This is a genomic window from Pediococcus acidilactici DSM 20284 (assembly GCF_000146325.1).
Lineage (GTDB): Bacteria > Bacillota > Bacilli > Lactobacillales > Lactobacillaceae > Pediococcus > Pediococcus acidilactici.
In genome coordinates, this window is sequence record NZ_GL397067.1 from 1,591,629 (window position 1) to 1,607,067 (window position 15,439).

Consider the following 15,439-nt stretch of genomic DNA (forward strand, 5'->3'; position numbering starts at 1 on the left):
AACATTCTTACTCTCCTATCAGTTTAAAAACATCCTGGACCTTATCGTTGGGAACCATCTGTACTTCAAATCTAGTGCCGACTTTTTCTGCAGCTCGTTTCATAATATTAATTTCTTGATTATTAACGAAAAACGCCTTAGCGACTTGTCGCTTCCCTTCACCATCCTTTGCTCCACCCAAATTAACTACTTTTATAGCTGTCACCTTTTCTGCTAGTTCACACGCATCTTTCACATTTTCTAACAGAATCAGTAAATTATATTTGTCCGTTATTCCGCTGTTGAGAGCTTCAATTGATTCATCTGAACCTTTTATTACCAGTTTTACATTATCAGGGCGAGCCATTCGTAAAGCAGCCGTCCGTAAGCTATCGTTAGCAACCTCATCATTAGCGATTAAAACGCAGTCCACTTTCAAATACTTTATCCATGCAAAAGCTACTTGACCATGCAACAATCGATGATCTACTCTCACTAATTTAATCATGCTGATACTCCTCTCTAATTTTATACACTTGTTTCAACACCTCTCGAACGTTATCCATAGAAACTTCGTTTTCCGCTTTATGGTCTTGTTTAAAGTAACTACCAATAATGGCTCCATCAGCGTATCTAAATTGATCACTCATATTTTGAGGTGTCATCCCTGCGCCCACAATTAATGGAAAATCGCCAATCCCTTCTCGAAAACGCTTAACTTTTTGAATAGGCGTTTCCTTGCCAGTAGCGTCACCAGTAACACAAATTGCATCACAGCGTTCTTTGGCAATTTGTAAATCTTCATATTCTGTATTATTTGATAAAACTGGCTGATATTTAAACCTTACTCCACCAAGGATGGCACCTTCATATTCCACACGTTTCTGCATTATAAAGGCTGCAATACTATCTTCATCACGTGGCATTACATGTCCTACCACTGAATCAAGTTGTACAAAATTAGCATGATATTCTTCAGCTAAACTAAATCCCATTTGGTCAACATTTAAGCAATTAACACCGTAAGGGACCGATATTTCTTGCTGGTTAACATAACTTAATGCCCTATCCATATCTTTATAAGTACCAAAATAGTCTTCAATAATCACACCGTCTATACCGTTATTAATAAATAGATCTAACTCCTTCTTAAAGCGCTCAAACACATCATTATGACTTTCTCCCTTCAAATGAAGCATCGCTATAATTGGCTTAGTATTTTTAAATAGCCCTAAAAAATCACGTTTCTTTAACATAAATTTAGTCTCCTTAAACTCCACCGGCTAGTTTTTAATATCTAGTATTTAAAGATAGTGCTATACTAATTCCAATAAACCAACGGGTGTACTAACTATTTTTTCACCAACTTGTATTATGTTGTATCATTGGTTAAAGAATATCATCAAAGCGCTTACAAGTAAATATTTTTTTCGAAGGAGTTTTATCTTTATCATGCGTAAATCATCTGACGTTATCTCACTACAAGAAAAGCTATATCAATTAATTTACCAACAAATTCATAGTGGTAAATTAAAACAAGGAGACAAACTACCTTCAGAAAATGAGTTTGCAAAAAAATATCAAGTTAGTAGAGTTACTGTTCGAAAAGCTTTACAAAAATTAGTAGATGAAAAACTCATCGTAAAAAAACACGGCTTAGGGGCTTTTGTAAGTCAACCCTCTCCTACTGAAAGTTTAGTTACTGGAGGAAGCTTTTCAGATAGTGTTAAACAAGTAGGTCGCCATCCTTCTACTAAGATAATTTCTTTTAAAGAGACTGTTTATGATTTTAACGACAACACCTTTTTAAATGGAGCGAATGTTTATCAAATTGATCGGCTCAGAATTGTCGACAATACACCTGTAATATATGAAATTGATTACTTTCCTACTGACTACACTTTTGTCAAAACTGGAGACTTCCTAAGCCATTCATTTTTCAAAGGAATTGAAAAGTACTTAAATCTTATACCAAATAACTTTGAAGAATATTTTCAAATCTTTTACGCAAACCAAGCAATGGCATCACACTTAGAAGTTCGTTCAGGCTCGCCAGTAATGGAAGTCACCCAAGTAGTAAATGATAAGAACGGCACGCCAATATACGTTAATAAACAGTACATTGATTCATCTAAGTATATATATGCTGTAAAACATTCAAAATAATAATTGAATCATGGATTAAATACTTTTTTAGGAGTAACAAAAAAGCCGTCAATCGGGGTGATTGACGACTTTTTCTTGTTAGATAAATATATTTCATAGATCACTAAACATGGTACCATTTATTTAATTCAATAACAAGAAGCATTAACTTTATTAATAACACTATCTATCCTTATAGCTATGCTTATTATTTATCAATTAAACTTAGTCAATTGCACTTATAAATTCTTTAATATATACCCACATCCTAATATGAATCACGGAAACAAACCAGGTAGCTTATATTCGATTGAATATAGACTACCTAATAAAAAATATTTAAGATAACTAACTTGTAACCCAAAAAATCCTACTTAAATTAATGGAGTAATCTCTCACAAAAGCACAATGTTGATTAGTTCCCACTCCTGTCCTATAAGAAATAGTTCTACATTATCTTAGACGTGTCGAATTGATTTCATAAAAGTATCAAAAATACTATTGTCGTATGGTTAATACTTATCGGTATTCATTCCCTTTATAAAATCTATTCTATTAATTTGATAAAGCAACTGCAAACTTAGTTTAAAGCATTAAATACCTAATGCAAATATTTGAGCCATTTCCACCCTCTACATTTCTCTAAATTCAAAATGATTTTAGTTATTATTACACAGAAAATTAATGTAATAACAAACTTAACTAATGACATTGCAAATGTACTTTTAGAAAGTCCTAAATATAATAGAACTAGTGCTGGTATTTTTGCAAATGATGCATGTAAACAGTAAGTTATCGTAGAAAAAGCTCTTAATGTTTTTGCATTTTTAACATCTATATTTACAACATGTAGCACCCATGCAAAAATAGCTAAGCAAGTTGGCATAAGCATAAAATAAAAATCATTTGTAAAACTAGAATGTAGAAAATTTATTAACCCCTGCTCAAAGTATAAGGCTAATAATGAAAATAGTAAAATATACTTTTGCTTGCCTTTACCAAACCAGAAGAAATCATCCTTCTCTGCAAACCGTTTTCCAGCCACAATCCAAAATAGACCTGCTGGAAAACTGTTATGCGGAGTCCAAAGTATAGGGAACAATCTTAACTTTTTCCATACTAAATTTTGTACAAGGCCTAGCTCTCCATAATTACTAATTAATACACAAAAGAAGAAGCATATAACACTACACCAAAAAATTGCTTTTTCCGAGAAAAAATGACTTGCATAAAAAACAATTGTTAAACCAATTACCAATGCAGAAATATACCAAGAAGCTATAAATGTTGATCCAAACACAAAGTTCCATAATATGGTTATCACTCCATACAGAACGCCATGTGAAAAATAGTTTCTTATATAGAAGGTGATGGGAGATAGCAGTATAAACCAACTTAAATACAACATTAAATTTCTATTCACTGTTTTATTTAAATACTTTTTTTGTTCTCCATATCTTCCAATTAACTTTATTTTTTTAAAAAATAAATAACTGCTTATTAAAAAGAAAATTGGAACTGCTATCCTTAATATAGGGAATATATATGTTCCTAGAATTCCCAATCTGTTTAAAGCTACTATATGTATAACCATTATCATGATTGCCATAGTAGCCTTCAACACATCAAATGCATCGTTCTGTTTAATTTTTTCCAAAATATCCCCTACTTCACTAAATATGCTATTTACATATTAGAAATAAATTCTTTAATAGACCTTAAGAATGGCGCTTTGAGCAAAAAGCACATGCACAGGTACACTATAATACCAACAATTACTTGAAAAGCCAAAGTGAACAATGTCATACGTTCTAAATTATTGACGTTTCTAACTACCACAAACATACATAATCCACTTAAAAAATATTTCCAAACACCATAAAATAATTTATTAATACTTAATTGTTTTCTAACAAAGAAAAGCTGCAATCCCGTAGAAGTTATTTCCGATGCAACTGTGGCTATTGTAGCTCCCATAACGCCGATACTATAAATAAGAGGAACGTTTAATACTAAGTTCACAAGAGCACTAATGCTAACAGCTATTGTATATTTGTTAGTTTGATTAGTCGGTATTAGGTATTGGTTCCCTAACATAACTCCCCAACCTATAAGAAAAATAACTGCAGATTCAACAATCATTAAGTTGCCAGTGATTGCAAACTCTCTTCCCATAAACCAAACAGCAAATTTTGGTGCTACTGCAGCTAAACCAAACATTAATGGTATAGACAAAAAATTAATAAAGTCTCCTGTTGTATACATATATTCTTTTAACTTTTTATAATCCTTACTGGCATATATGCTTGCCATTCTTGGAAGCATTACAGTACCAATCGACGTGACTATAGCAAGAACAATCTTTACGATACGATCTGAGTACTCAAAATACCCAGCACTACGTACTCCTGAAATACTACCCAGCATAGTCTTGTTTAACACAAGGTATATTTGTATTGCAACTTGAGGAATAAATAAAGAAATTGACGGACGAATATGTCTTAATAGTTTTAATCTATCAAATCGAGGCCTTCTTACATATCTCTTCAAATACCCCCATAAAGAAAGGTTCCCAAATAGAAGGGATAAGCTTAGAATCAATATATATATTCCTAAATCATTCTGGTTCTTTACCATTGTAAAAATACAAATCAAAGAAATAATTTTAATTATAAAATTACGGATTACTGTAATTTTAAAGTTTTCTAACCCCATGAAAAACCACGAAATATCTAGTGCAGCCGCAATTATTTGAAAAGACTGGGCAAAAAAGTATGTATGATACTCATGAACTATACTTAAATACACTAAAAATACTGCATAGGAAATGCCAATAGTGATAAAACGTAAAATGGATATCTCCCAAAAGTCTTGACTAACATCTTCGTTATTCCCACGACTATAAGCAATCTGACGATTACCATACGTGTTAATGCCAATAGTTCCAAATAAAATAAAATATTGGATTATAGAATTAGTATAGGCATTAATACCCACACCTTCACTACCAAGCACTCTAGAAATATATGGAGTAGTTACTAAGGGAACTAGTAAGATAAATACTTGGTAGGAAACATTAAAAAGAAAATTTTTAACTATTTTCATTTAGTAATTACCCTTCTCTAGAATCCTAACTAATTTAGTTAAACTCATGTTCAACAGTCTGTAAAGCAGCCATAATCGTTTGGTCCATGTTGTAATAACGGTATTGACCTAAACGACCGCCAAACAATACACTTGGCGCTTTTTCCTTGGCTAACTCAACATACTTGGTATAAAGCTCTTTGTTACGCTTATTGTTAATTGGATAATATGGTTCATCTCCACGCTTCCAAGTCTTTGGATATTCATGAGTAACCACTGTTTTACCCTTATTACCCTTACCAAATTCAAAATGTTTGTGTTCAATAACTCGAGTATATGGAGTTTCAGCATCAGTATAGTTAACCACCGCGTTACCTTGATAGTCATCAACATCCATTACTTCAGTTTCAAAACGTAAACTCCGATATTCTAGTTCGCCTAATTCGTAATCAAAGAATTGATCAATCATTCCAGTAAAAATAATTTTTGCCCCAGAATTTAAGTATTCTTCCTTGTGATCAAAGAAGTCTACACCAGTTTCTACCTCAATCAACTCATGATCCAACATTTTTTCGATAATTTGGGTATATCCGCCAATCGGAATCCCTTGGTATGGATCATTAAAGTAATTGTTGTCGTATGTAAACCGAACTGGTAAACGACGAATAATAAAGGAAGGTAAATCAGTTGCTGATTGTCCCCATTGTTTTTCGGTATAACCCTTAACTAACTTCTGATAAACATCAGGACCAACCAACGAAATCGCCTGTTCTTCTAAATTTTTAGGCTTACCATCAAGTTTGGCACTCTTCTTTTGTTCCTCAATCTTTGCCTTAGCTTCGTCAGGAGTGATAACTCCCCAAAGCTTGTTAAATGTATACATGTTGAACGGCATACTGTAGATTTCACCATTATAGTTAGCAATCACCGTATTAATGTAATTGTTAAAATCAGCAAATTGATTTACGTAATCCCAAATTTTCTTCATACTAGTATGGAAAATATGCGCACCATATTGATGAACTTGAATTCCTTCAACTTCTTTAGTGTAAATATTTCCCGCAACGTGATTACGCTTTTCGATCACTTTAACTTTATGTCCTCGTTTTGCCGCTTCATGGGCAAAGACTGAACCAAAGAGGCCGGAGCCTACTACTAAATATTCTTGTAAATATTCTTGCATTTTTCCACCACTATCTAAATCAAAGTATTTTTTTACCTGCAAATAACGTCATTTCAAAAACAATTTTAAAAGATGCATTCTCAAAAAAACAAGTTTTACTTTCTGTTTCAAAGAAAGCACTTTAAAATTTACCGTTTCTAATATCTTTTCTCTTATTAACTTTTCAATCCTAAGATTATTTAAATTTGAATTTACAACTAATTTATATAAATAAAATAAAGTATTTGCACAATATTTATCTATCATGAAATCAATTCCCACAATATCTAAATCTTTTCCATGCTTTTTTACTTGTTCTAATGACCATATACGATCCATAACCAGTTTTTTATTAACCGTGTTTACTGTAGAATTTCCTCTTTGAAAATAATTGTAAAGTGATTTACCTACATAAAATACATTTTGTACATAAGTAAAGTATTCTATAACAAAGTCAACATCTTCGTATATGTGATTTTCATCAAAAGTAATTTTATTATTAACACACAAACTTTTTTTGAAAAGCTTATTCCAAGTATATGAGCCTATGCTATCCCTTTTTTCTGTATCAAAATAAGCACTTAGCATATTACTCAGTTCAAATTGAAAACAGCCATTAATTACTTCTTCAGCTTCGACCCCATTCTCATTAATTTTTTTATAGCCAAATTCAATCAAATCATATTTATTCGATTCAATAACCTTACATAGTGATTTAAAATATAATTTATCAATAGAATCATCGCTGTCGACATATGTAAAATATTCACCTGTAGAGTAAGCTAATCCCTTATTTCTCGTAGCAGATATGCCACTATTTTCTTTGTTCGTTATTAATTTGATATTTTCGTATTTCTGTACATATTCTTGCACTACTACTCTAGAAGAATCTGTTGAACAGTCGTCTACTATAATAACTTCGAATTTGAAGTTATTAACTGCATCGGCGTAAATAATACTGTCAAGACAACGCCTTATAGTATCTTCAGAATTATACATAGTAATTATGATGCTTAAATTATACTTTGTTATGTTCTACACCCCCACAATCAATGAGCGATTCCATTCCATACAAACCTATACGGTAATACACTATAAGAATTTTGCACAAAAAGTAATTCATACATAAGCATACTTAGTATTATTACAATAGCCACATATATAAAAACTTTTAGTCTCTTGTCTTCATAAAAACTTATTATATTTGGTATTAGCGTTATATAAACTGGAATAAATAAATATAGCAATCTAGTTGGAGTTGGTAAAAAATTAATCATCGAAACAATTAAACAAGCCACGTAGTGTATATTTATTTCTACTTGGTTTTTATAAAATAAATCTTTTCCTAAAATAAAACGACTTATGCACAGAAAGACCATCACTAAAAAAACTATTGTTGGAAGTACACTACTATACAATCCGGCTACGTCAAATTTTCCTCCAAAATATTCTGAATATAATCCTAGTCTGCTCGAAATCACTATCAGTAGCTCTCTGATCTGGGACGCTAATCCTCTAACCACTACCATAATGACTAACATAACATAAGGATTTATTTCTATCCTATCAACAAAATAAAAAACAAGAAAAACTATTGCTGCTGTATGAAATAAAGACGCTACTATAATTGATATTAGGTAATACCAAAATCTTTTTTCTTTTATAAATTTGAGTGCCCATAAAGCAATCACTACACCAATTGCTTGTCTCATCCCACTAAGAGAAAAGTAGAAAAATCCTCCTGTCATAAAAATCAAAATACTTAGCCATTTATTCTTTGACTGATCTTTTATGTATAAAAACAAGAAAAATACAATCAAAAAGTTAGTTATAGCAAAAATTAATTGATACGTTGTGTAACCGCTCATCCAATAGCCAATTTTTATAACCCATCTATACAACGCTTCTACTTTAACAGGATTTCCAGATAAAACCATTGGAATCTGTAAATTACTATACGTTGTATAATCAACCCCAACATAATACCTTATAGCCCCTGGAACAAATATAATTAAAAAAGCACCGCAATATAAAAATTTTGAAATTGCGCTTTTTGAAAATTTCAAGGCAGGATTTCCTTCGAAGTTTAACGATTTCACGTAATCACTTAACATTGTTAGTAAGACAGATGCTAATGTCATATATACATATATCATAATTTATTTCCTTAATATTTATTAAAAATAAAACTATGTTTATCTAATAAAATAATCTTTCATTTTGATTCTGAGACTAAATTTCAAAGCTAGATTTTTGGGGGAATTTTTTAGCCAAACTCTCTCTGAGCACTTCCTTTCCCCTTTCTGCTATTTCATCATCAATATCGTTAATACATACCATCTTATGCTTCGATTGTTCAATGGATGACCTGAATTTCTTGTAATCACTTAGCTCAAAAAAACATCCAAAATCACTATTTCTTGGTATAAATTTTCCTGTACAATATTCGTAATAACGTATCAGCCAATGATTTATATCAGAGCTCTTTCTAAAATTGTTTTCATTGGTTTTTTGAACCTGCTTTGCCGCTTTTTCAACAACTTCCGTGTAAGTTTTTTTTAAATATGGAGTAGGCAAATGGCCATCATAGAAACCTACTAACTCATTAAACGGCAAAGTGGTTGCGGCAGATATCAATCGCCTTACGCCATATTTTAAAGAAAAATATTTTTTAAAATTCTTCTTTAAAATGTCTTTTTTCTTAAACCATTCATTTATCAATACCATATCATTAAGTACAATATGAGAAAATTCCGAGTCCGGTATCAAAGGTTGGAAGGTTCCCATGTCTACTGGTAGTCCATTTCTAAAAAAATCTTCTTCCGAGACAAAATCATTTAAAAAACAGTCATCATTAAATAAAACGAATTGATTGGATAACTCCTTTATATTTCCTATATTTAATTCAATAACATTAGAATTGAACGTTGGAAGAAACTTTTTATCAATATATTCTGAATGATTAATTAATTTTATTTTTTATTTTTGGTATTCAACCATTCTGGTACTTGATCATCAGTTATTAGAAAAATATTTCTAACCCAAGGGGCATATTTTTCTACGGATCTGAACCAATACTTGAAAGTTCCATAATCCTTATAACGTGTACTATTATTCATAGTGGACGTATTGCCTGGTTTATACTTTGTATATTTCGAACGCCATTTAGGATCGTCAAAATCAACCCATGTAACTACAAAGTCAATATCTGCCAATATGGTTACCTCCTAACCTTGCGTATTCTTTAATAAATTTAAGAGTCTTGTTGATACTTCCACATTAAACTTTCTTGCAAAAAAATAGTTATTTTTATCTATCAAATCAAAATCTGATTCTGTCAAATATCTTGGTGTAAAATTATGTTCTGCTTTCCAATAAAACTCAACAAACCTCAAATTTCCCATATTGGAGATAGTTTTCATAAACGTACTATTCGCAATTAATGTCTGTATAAAAGCTTCATCTGGACAATAAGTATTTCTAAACTGTTTAATAATCCAATTTTCGTGACCAATGATATAGCCAACTAATTCCTGATTAATACTAAACCACTGTGCTCCAGACTGTATTTTTATTTTTCTAGTACGATTAATTCCTACATATCTTTGTAAATAACAACTCGCAAAGTCAATATACTTAAAAATATTATGCTTTTGCCCAATGAACTTATCTTGCAAAAAATGAAACTGCTCATATCTTAACTTAAATCTGTCTTGATTTTGTTTTGGTATTCTTTGGCTAATTTCCAAAAAGTTAGTGTCCTTATTTTTTTCAAAAAAATCGTCAATCTGCTTATTTGTTTTCACTGGAAAATCTTCTCCAGAAAGCAAATGATAATGTCCAAATTTACCATACTCATAAGCTGCTTTTAATAGATTTAATTCTACTTGAACAATTGAAAAACCGCCCCAAGTTACATTAATTCTCGGTACAAAAACAACTTCAGATTTCTTTGCACTTTTTTTTAAAATATCTCCATTGAATGCTCCACTTTTCTTATCCACATGTAAAAAAAATGTATGATTTTTGCTATCTAAAGCATTAATTAGGTTATGAAGTTGGGGATTAATCTCCTTAGTCATTATTAAGAACGCTTGTCTCACTATGCACACTCTTTCCTTAGATACTAATTGCTAATAATTTATGTTGAAATTAAAAATGAGTAACTTTGTTTGAACCTCTCATGAACTTCCTCTTTAAAAAATAAAAGATTTTAGCCATGATTTTTCGATCACCGAGTTGAATCCAATTAACTTCAGTGTATTTAAAACCATTGGTTAAAATCCACACATCCATTAACCGTTCCGCCAAGTACCCAAACACTCTTGCTTCTTGTACAGAATATTCTGAAATATCAATTTGTTTTTCAACTTGCGTTAAAATATCAAACAACCACGATGCATATTCATCAAACAATTCTTTCTTCATTACAAACATATTAAACATATGTGCTGAAGTGCGTTTCATCATTTGGTCAAACGCATCTAAATATTCTGGATACTTGTCTACAATCACTTTTCTAGTAACATCGATTGGTTCCCGATGATGTGCATGAATGTAATGTGAGTAATTAGTTTCAATATAATATTTTCTCTTTTTTGGTAAGATAATAGGAGTCTTAGCTAATAACTCTTCAACTTCCCGTTTGTTAAGGATATTTTCTAAATCTCTTTTCCTTTTCTTACTTAGAAAACGACGATAGTGTACTAGTCCAACCGCATCGGCGTCTAAATTTTTCCACGCCCAGTAAATAGCTGTTAATTCATTATAATTAGGATTTTTCTCGGAAATGTTTTCTCCATCATCATCCCGTTGGTAACCAATCCCAGGTTTGTAATTTCTTTTAGCACCTACTAACACAGGTAGATATAGTTCCCGTTCTTTTGGCATTGGAAACTCTTTGTGAGCCGCCACCATAATCTTGACATCCATTAATTAATAGGCACCCTTTCCTTTAAAGATGTTAACTAAATTCATAAACATAATTTTAAAATCAAATCCCAAACTAGCATTGTCGATGTATTCCATTTCAATCTCTGCTCGTTCAGGGTATCCAATTTCGCTGCGTCCACTAGCTTGCCACAGGCCCATTGCGCCTGGCTTTACTGATAATAGCTTTTCTGCATCATATTCAACTAATTCAGCTTCAATTACCGGGCGTGGACCCACCAAACTCATGTCTCCCTTTAAAACATTAATGAATTGAGGAATTTCATCAATAGAAGTCTTCCGTAAAAAAGCTCCAATTTTGGTGATTCGGGGATCATCAGCTGGTTCTAGCTTGTAATTATTTGCAACGTATTTTTTATAAAGTTCTTTATCGGCGCGTAGCTTTTTATCTGCATCAACAACCATTGAACGAAATTTATACATTCCGAATTTTTCACCATGTAGACCCATCCGATACTGTTTATAAAAGAGTGGTCCACGATCACTTTTATCCGTTTGATTTAAAATGTAGACCACAACAAAAACTGGACTTAGCAGTATAAGAGCGAGTCCAGATAAAACAATATCGATTAGTCGTTTCGTAATCAGATAAGAATTATTAGTTTTTGTTTGGGACATTTTCTTCTCCTTAAAATAACCAGAATCTTTTTTTCTTTCTTTTTTTAACTTCCGATACGTGCAGGATATCGTCCGTAGCAATCGAGTCCCCATTTACGATTGCCTTTGCATTGTAGTTAAAACTTGTTGCCTTTCTTTCAGTAGTTTTCTTCGTTAACTTATTAAATGCGTCCCGCATTAAGAACCGGCGTCCCTTAAAATTATGGGCGTCGGACGCAAAGATAAAACCTAAGTTAGCGTCAATGAAGCGTTGCGTCAGCTCTTCGACGTGATTGCCAAACACGCCCAGGTAGCTGCTGCTGGTCAGTTGCGACAAGCAACCCATTTCGATAAAATCGTATAACCGATCCGGATTTTTTTGAAATCCGTGATTTCGTTCAGGATGGGCCAGCACCGGAGTGATGCCCCGGGCAATTAGCTCAAAGACCATGTCTTCTGCGTACTCTGGAATTCCGCTGTGCGGAAATTCAAGCAACAGATACTTACCCGCTTCATCCATAAATAAGATGTCGTCTTGGTCAATTGCGTCTAACAATTCACCAGTCAAATGCACTTCTTGGCCGGGAAAGACCGTCAAGGGAATTCCCGCTTTGTCTAATTCAGCTTGAAAAGCATTTGTTTTAGCAATAACGTCTTTTTTATGATTGGTGTACATTCCGTCCATGTGATGCGGCGTTAATAAAATGTGTGAAATTCCTTGCTTAACCGCTTCGCGCGCCATGTCGAGCGCCATCGGTAGGTCTTTCGCACCGTCGTCAACCCCTGGCAAAATGTGACAATGTAGATCAATTAAGCCCATGATTACTTATCATCCGTTCCATAATAACCACCATAGTAGCCACCGTAATAACCACCATAGTAACCCGTTGATTTTTCAGCAGATGCCCGGTTCAAAATGGCCCCCAAAATGTTTGCCTGAACCGTTTCGAGCATTTGTTTAGCGTGCCGAACGCCCGCTTTGTCCGCGATTCCTTGGGGCACTACTAAAACAGTCCCGTCCGCACGTGCAGCCAAAACTTGTGCGTCGGTAACCGTATTAACGGGCGGTGCATCGATAATAACTAAGTCAAACTTAGTAGTGAGCACCCCTAAAAGGTTAACCATCTTAGGTGAACCTAAAAGTTCAGATGGGTTAGGTGGAATTGGCCCACTAGGCATTACGGAAAGATTTTCTACTACCGTACTGTGAATTGCATCATCCAAACTACCCGTTCCAGCCAATAGGTTACTTAAACCGATCGCGTTGCTGGTCCGGAAAGTCCGGTGCACGGTTGGGCGGCGCATATCCGCGTCGACGATTAGAACACTTTTACCTTGGTCAGCCCAAGTTACCGCCACGTTGTTGCTGACGGTCGATTTCCCTTCAGATGGTGCTGAGGAGGTAAAGACGATCGATTTTAATTGCTTATCCACTGACGAGAATTGGATGTTCGTCCGCACCGTCCGGAATTGTTCAGCAATTGTGGAAGTAGGATCATTATAGGTAATCAATCCGACCCCGTTTTTTAGACTTTCATTATCTAACTTTGGTTTCTTCTTAAAAAACATGCTTATCACCTAGACCCTTCTGCGCATTCTAGTTTCGCCATCATCACGACGCTTATTTCCGCCAATCTTAGGCGCAATTTTCCGCCGAATTTCGTTCTCGTCAATTTCGCTAATAATTCCAAGCCCCTTCAAACCGAGTTCCTCAGTAAGGAATTCTTCTGAAGTAACCGTCCGGTCGCTAAATTCACGTAAGAACGCCAATCCAACTCCGAGCAAGAAACCAATTACGATTCCAGCTGCGATGTTAAGCTTCGTCCGTGGACTAACCGGATCATCGTCTGGAGCGGCTTTAGAAACAATCGAAACGTTGTTGATGCTCATGATCTTTACCACTTTACGCTTAAAGACCTTAGCAGTTTCGTTTGCCATCTTAGCTGCCGTATTCGGGTTAGTGCTTTTGGCATTAATCGAGAAAACTTGGGAGTTTTGTTGACTACTGATTGAAATGGAGCTTTTTAGGTTATCAACGCCGCTCTTGTAACCCGGAAGACCGGTTAATTTTTCGTCCGCTTCACGTAGAACCGTTGGGCTAGTAATAATATCTTTATATGTATTAATCATTTGCACGTCGGCTTGGGTTTGTTGTAATTGTGCGCCCGCCATGTCATCCGACAGCTTCCGATTAACCAAGATTTGAGTAGTTGCGCTGTACTTAGGCGTCATTACAAAGAACGTCATTAGCGCAGCCAATAAAGTAATAATAAACGTGCTAGCAAAAATTAATCCAATATGTTTTCGAAGTATGGCTAAGATTTGGCCAATACTAATCTGTTGTGTTTCTGCAGTTTCCATGAAATCCTCCGAAAGTTATCTTAAGTAGTCAAACATATTTGTTGAAATTGTTGCGAGATTATCTTCCCCATTAACGTAATTACTAAATAGGAAGGTTCCCGTTTGGTCCTTCAAGTTCCATTCCACGCGGTTACGTCCGCCCGCAATTGATTGAGCCAGGCTTAATGAATCGCCATCGACTGCAAAGCCCGCTGCGTGGCCGCCCTTAGCATTCTTGAAAACTTTGTCCAAGGTCGCAGGAGCAACGTAATCACTATTGAAGAGATAATTGAAGAGCTGCGCCATGTCGCTAGGCGAACTAACTAGCTGATCTTTACCAAGGCGGTTGATTGCTTTAGTGTCCAAGTCGTCTAACGAAACTTTCGTACCATTGAGCGAGTCGCTACTTTCGTAGTAGTCAACCGTCTTGTTCTTCAAACCAAACGTAGTTTGCTCAAGTTCGAGCTGATCCAGCAAGTCTTGAATGACCGACCGGTAACTTTGGCCGGTCGCCTTTTGAATAATTGCTGTTTGTAAAATAGTATTAACTCTTGAATCCGAATATGTACCTTCACTTGCTGAATCGTACGCAGCGTCCGCGTTGATCTTCTTAATCAAGTCCTTTGCCGCGCCGTTCGCCGAAAAGTCAGAAGCTGACAGCCCCGAAGTCTGATTCATGACTTCCTTAACGGTGATCAAGTCCGCACCGGCAACGTCCTTATCGTACTTCGACAGTTTGTCGTTTAACTTCACCTTGCCAGTGTCAATCAAGTGCATGATGACCGCGTTATTAACCACGTCTTGTATTTTCCCCATCACAAAACGACTATCTCGCGTCATCGTAATTTTATTTGCGTGGTTGCCGTAGCCACGCGAACTAACGAGAATTTTCTTACCTGTATTTAATGCTGCTGAACCATTATACTCGCCGTTGTTTAAAATCGAATCGAGGTTAGAGCTCTTCGATACTTTAAGCAAATCGGACGAAGATGATGTGGTACCTGAACTACTTGCGGAGTCGGATTTTGACCCCGTGTACTTTTCGATAAAGTGCGTAGCTAGAGAATCCTTATTGACTAAGGTCAACCCAAAGCCGGCGCCCGCGAAGACGACTAAAGACCCTACTGTAACCCCTAACCACGTTAGCGTTTTTTTCATACAGTATCTCTCCATTTTCAATAA

General features: G+C 34.6%; 16 protein-coding genes and 1 pseudogene. 1 reads left to right on the forward strand and 16 read right to left on the reverse strand.

Annotated features, from left to right (window positions below; all coding sequences use genetic code 11):
* Nucleotides 1-7: 7 nt before the first annotated feature.
* Both HMPREF0623_RS07620 and HMPREF0623_RS07625 read right to left on the reverse strand, forming a co-directional pair.
* Nucleotides 8-487 (reverse strand): PTS sugar transporter subunit IIB, encoded by a 480-nt coding sequence (locus HMPREF0623_RS07620; protein ID WP_004166591.1) that lies wholly within the window; start codon nucleotides 485-487, stop codon nucleotides 8-10.
* A complete protein-coding gene (locus tag HMPREF0623_RS07625; protein ID WP_036671401.1) occupies nucleotides 480-1,235 on the reverse strand; it encodes a BtpA/SgcQ family protein in 756 nt (251 codons plus the stop codon). The genes HMPREF0623_RS07620 and HMPREF0623_RS07625 overlap by 8 nt, the downstream gene beginning before the upstream one ends.
* 196 nt (nucleotides 1,236-1,431) lie before the next feature.
* Here HMPREF0623_RS07625 and HMPREF0623_RS07630 point away from each other — a divergent pair, with 196 nt between their 5' ends.
* Nucleotides 1,432-2,145, forward strand: coding sequence for a GntR family transcriptional regulator (locus HMPREF0623_RS07630; protein WP_036671402.1), 714 nt, complete (start codon nucleotides 1,432-1,434; stop codon nucleotides 2,143-2,145).
* Nucleotides 2,146-2,725: 580 nt separating this feature from the next.
* Here the strand turns inward: HMPREF0623_RS07630 and HMPREF0623_RS07635 are convergent.
* From HMPREF0623_RS07635 to HMPREF0623_RS07695, 14 genes and pseudogenes are all read right to left on the reverse strand, one after another.
* The gene (locus HMPREF0623_RS07635; RefSeq protein ID WP_004166595.1) at nucleotides 2,726-3,781 is read right to left on the reverse strand and encodes an acyltransferase family protein; all 1,056 of its coding nucleotides are present in this window, start codon (nucleotides 3,779-3,781) and stop codon (nucleotides 2,726-2,728) included.
* Nucleotides 3,782-3,810: 29 nt separating this feature from the next.
* Entirely contained in the window at nucleotides 3,811-5,229 is a 1,419-nt protein-coding gene (locus HMPREF0623_RS07640) for an oligosaccharide flippase family protein (protein ID WP_004166596.1), read from the reverse strand.
* Nucleotides 5,230-5,263: 34 nt separating this feature from the next.
* Nucleotides 5,264-6,391: a UDP-galactopyranose mutase gene (glf, locus tag HMPREF0623_RS07645; protein WP_036671404.1), complete on the reverse strand. Its 1,128-nt coding sequence runs from the start codon at nucleotides 6,389-6,391 to the stop codon at nucleotides 5,264-5,266.
* A 48-nt stretch (nucleotides 6,392-6,439) separates the two neighbouring features.
* Nucleotides 6,440-7,402, reverse strand: a complete 963-nt coding sequence (locus HMPREF0623_RS07650) for a glycosyltransferase family 2 protein (protein ID WP_310503022.1) — start codon at nucleotides 7,400-7,402, stop codon at nucleotides 6,440-6,442.
* A 17-nt stretch (nucleotides 7,403-7,419) separates the two neighbouring features.
* Nucleotides 7,420-8,511, reverse strand: coding sequence for an EpsG family protein (locus HMPREF0623_RS09265; RefSeq protein WP_164544905.1), 1,092 nt, complete (start codon nucleotides 8,509-8,511; stop codon nucleotides 7,420-7,422).
* A 91-nt stretch (nucleotides 8,512-8,602) separates the two neighbouring features.
* The gene (locus HMPREF0623_RS09270) at nucleotides 8,603-9,091 is read right to left on the reverse strand and encodes a hypothetical protein (RefSeq protein ID WP_211204375.1); all 489 of its coding nucleotides are present in this window, start codon (nucleotides 9,089-9,091) and stop codon (nucleotides 8,603-8,605) included.
* A 138-nt stretch (nucleotides 9,092-9,229) separates the two neighbouring features.
* Nucleotides 9,230-9,585, reverse strand: a pseudogene (locus HMPREF0623_RS09735) (stealth family protein); the annotation flags it as partial.
* A gap of 12 nt (nucleotides 9,586-9,597) precedes the next feature.
* Entirely contained in the window at nucleotides 9,598-10,452 is an 855-nt protein-coding gene (locus HMPREF0623_RS07665) for a beta-1,6-N-acetylglucosaminyltransferase (RefSeq protein ID WP_210726752.1), read from the reverse strand.
* Nucleotides 10,453-10,522: 70 nt separating this feature from the next.
* Complete coding sequence (locus tag HMPREF0623_RS07670; RefSeq protein ID WP_004166604.1) at nucleotides 10,523-11,302, reverse strand: DUF4422 domain-containing protein; 780 nt, start codon at nucleotides 11,300-11,302, stop codon at nucleotides 10,523-10,525.
* A 3-nt stretch (nucleotides 11,303-11,305) separates the two neighbouring features.
* Nucleotides 11,306-11,938: a sugar transferase gene (locus HMPREF0623_RS07675; RefSeq protein WP_004166605.1), complete on the reverse strand. Its 633-nt coding sequence runs from the start codon at nucleotides 11,936-11,938 to the stop codon at nucleotides 11,306-11,308.
* A gap of 10 nt (nucleotides 11,939-11,948) precedes the next feature.
* The gene (locus HMPREF0623_RS07680) at nucleotides 11,949-12,737 is read right to left on the reverse strand and encodes a tyrosine-protein phosphatase (RefSeq protein WP_002829826.1); all 789 of its coding nucleotides are present in this window, start codon (nucleotides 12,735-12,737) and stop codon (nucleotides 11,949-11,951) included.
* A 2-nt stretch (nucleotides 12,738-12,739) separates the two neighbouring features.
* Nucleotides 12,740-13,486 (reverse strand): CpsD/CapB family tyrosine-protein kinase, encoded by a 747-nt coding sequence (locus HMPREF0623_RS07685; RefSeq protein ID WP_002831237.1) that lies wholly within the window; start codon nucleotides 13,484-13,486, stop codon nucleotides 12,740-12,742.
* Between the two features lie 9 nt (nucleotides 13,487-13,495).
* Nucleotides 13,496-14,278 (reverse strand): YveK family protein, encoded by a 783-nt coding sequence (locus tag HMPREF0623_RS07690; protein WP_002831236.1) that lies wholly within the window; start codon nucleotides 14,276-14,278, stop codon nucleotides 13,496-13,498.
* A 15-nt stretch (nucleotides 14,279-14,293) separates the two neighbouring features.
* Nucleotides 14,294-15,415, reverse strand: a complete 1,122-nt coding sequence (locus HMPREF0623_RS07695) for a serine hydrolase domain-containing protein (RefSeq protein WP_004166606.1) — start codon at nucleotides 15,413-15,415, stop codon at nucleotides 14,294-14,296.
* Nucleotides 15,416-15,439: the final 24 nt, after the last annotated feature.

Bases quoted from the DNA above. Each gene is read 5' to 3' on its own strand.
- HMPREF0623_RS07620 (WP_004166591.1), bottom strand. From the start codon at position 487: ATGATTAAATTAGTGAGAGTAGATCATCGATTGTTGCATGGTCAAGTA.
- HMPREF0623_RS07625 (WP_036671401.1), bottom strand. From the start codon at position 1,235: ATGTTAAAGAAACGTGATTTTTTAGGGCTATTTAAAAATACTAAGCCA.
- HMPREF0623_RS07630 (WP_036671402.1), top strand. From the start codon at position 1,432: ATGCGTAAATCATCTGACGTTATCTCACTACAAGAAAAGCTATATCAA.
- HMPREF0623_RS07640 (WP_004166596.1), bottom strand. From the start codon at position 5,229: ATGAAAATAGTTAAAAATTTTCTTTTTAATGTTTCCTACCAAGTATTT.
- glf (WP_036671404.1), bottom strand. From the start codon at position 6,391: ATGCAAGAATATTTACAAGAATATTTAGTAGTAGGCTCCGGCCTCTTT.
- HMPREF0623_RS09265 (WP_164544905.1), bottom strand. From the start codon at position 8,511: ATGACATTAGCATCTGTCTTACTAACAATGTTAAGTGATTACGTGAAA.
- HMPREF0623_RS07665 (WP_210726752.1), bottom strand. From the start codon at position 10,452: ATGACTAAGGAGATTAATCCCCAACTTCATAACCTAATTAATGCTTTA.
- HMPREF0623_RS07670 (WP_004166604.1), bottom strand. From the start codon at position 11,302: ATGGATGTCAAGATTATGGTGGCGGCTCACAAAGAGTTTCCAATGCCA.
- HMPREF0623_RS07675 (WP_004166605.1), bottom strand. From the start codon at position 11,938: ATGTCCCAAACAAAAACTAATAATTCTTATCTGATTACGAAACGACTA.
- HMPREF0623_RS07680 (WP_002829826.1), bottom strand. From the start codon at position 12,737: ATGGGCTTAATTGATCTACATTGTCACATTTTGCCAGGGGTTGACGAC.
- HMPREF0623_RS07685 (WP_002831237.1), bottom strand. From the start codon at position 13,486: ATGTTTTTTAAGAAGAAACCAAAGTTAGATAATGAAAGTCTAAAAAAC.
- HMPREF0623_RS07690 (WP_002831236.1), bottom strand. From the start codon at position 14,278: ATGGAAACTGCAGAAACACAACAGATTAGTATTGGCCAAATCTTAGCC.
- HMPREF0623_RS07695 (WP_004166606.1), bottom strand. From the start codon at position 15,415: ATGAAAAAAACGCTAACGTGGTTAGGGGTTACAGTAGGGTCTTTAGTC.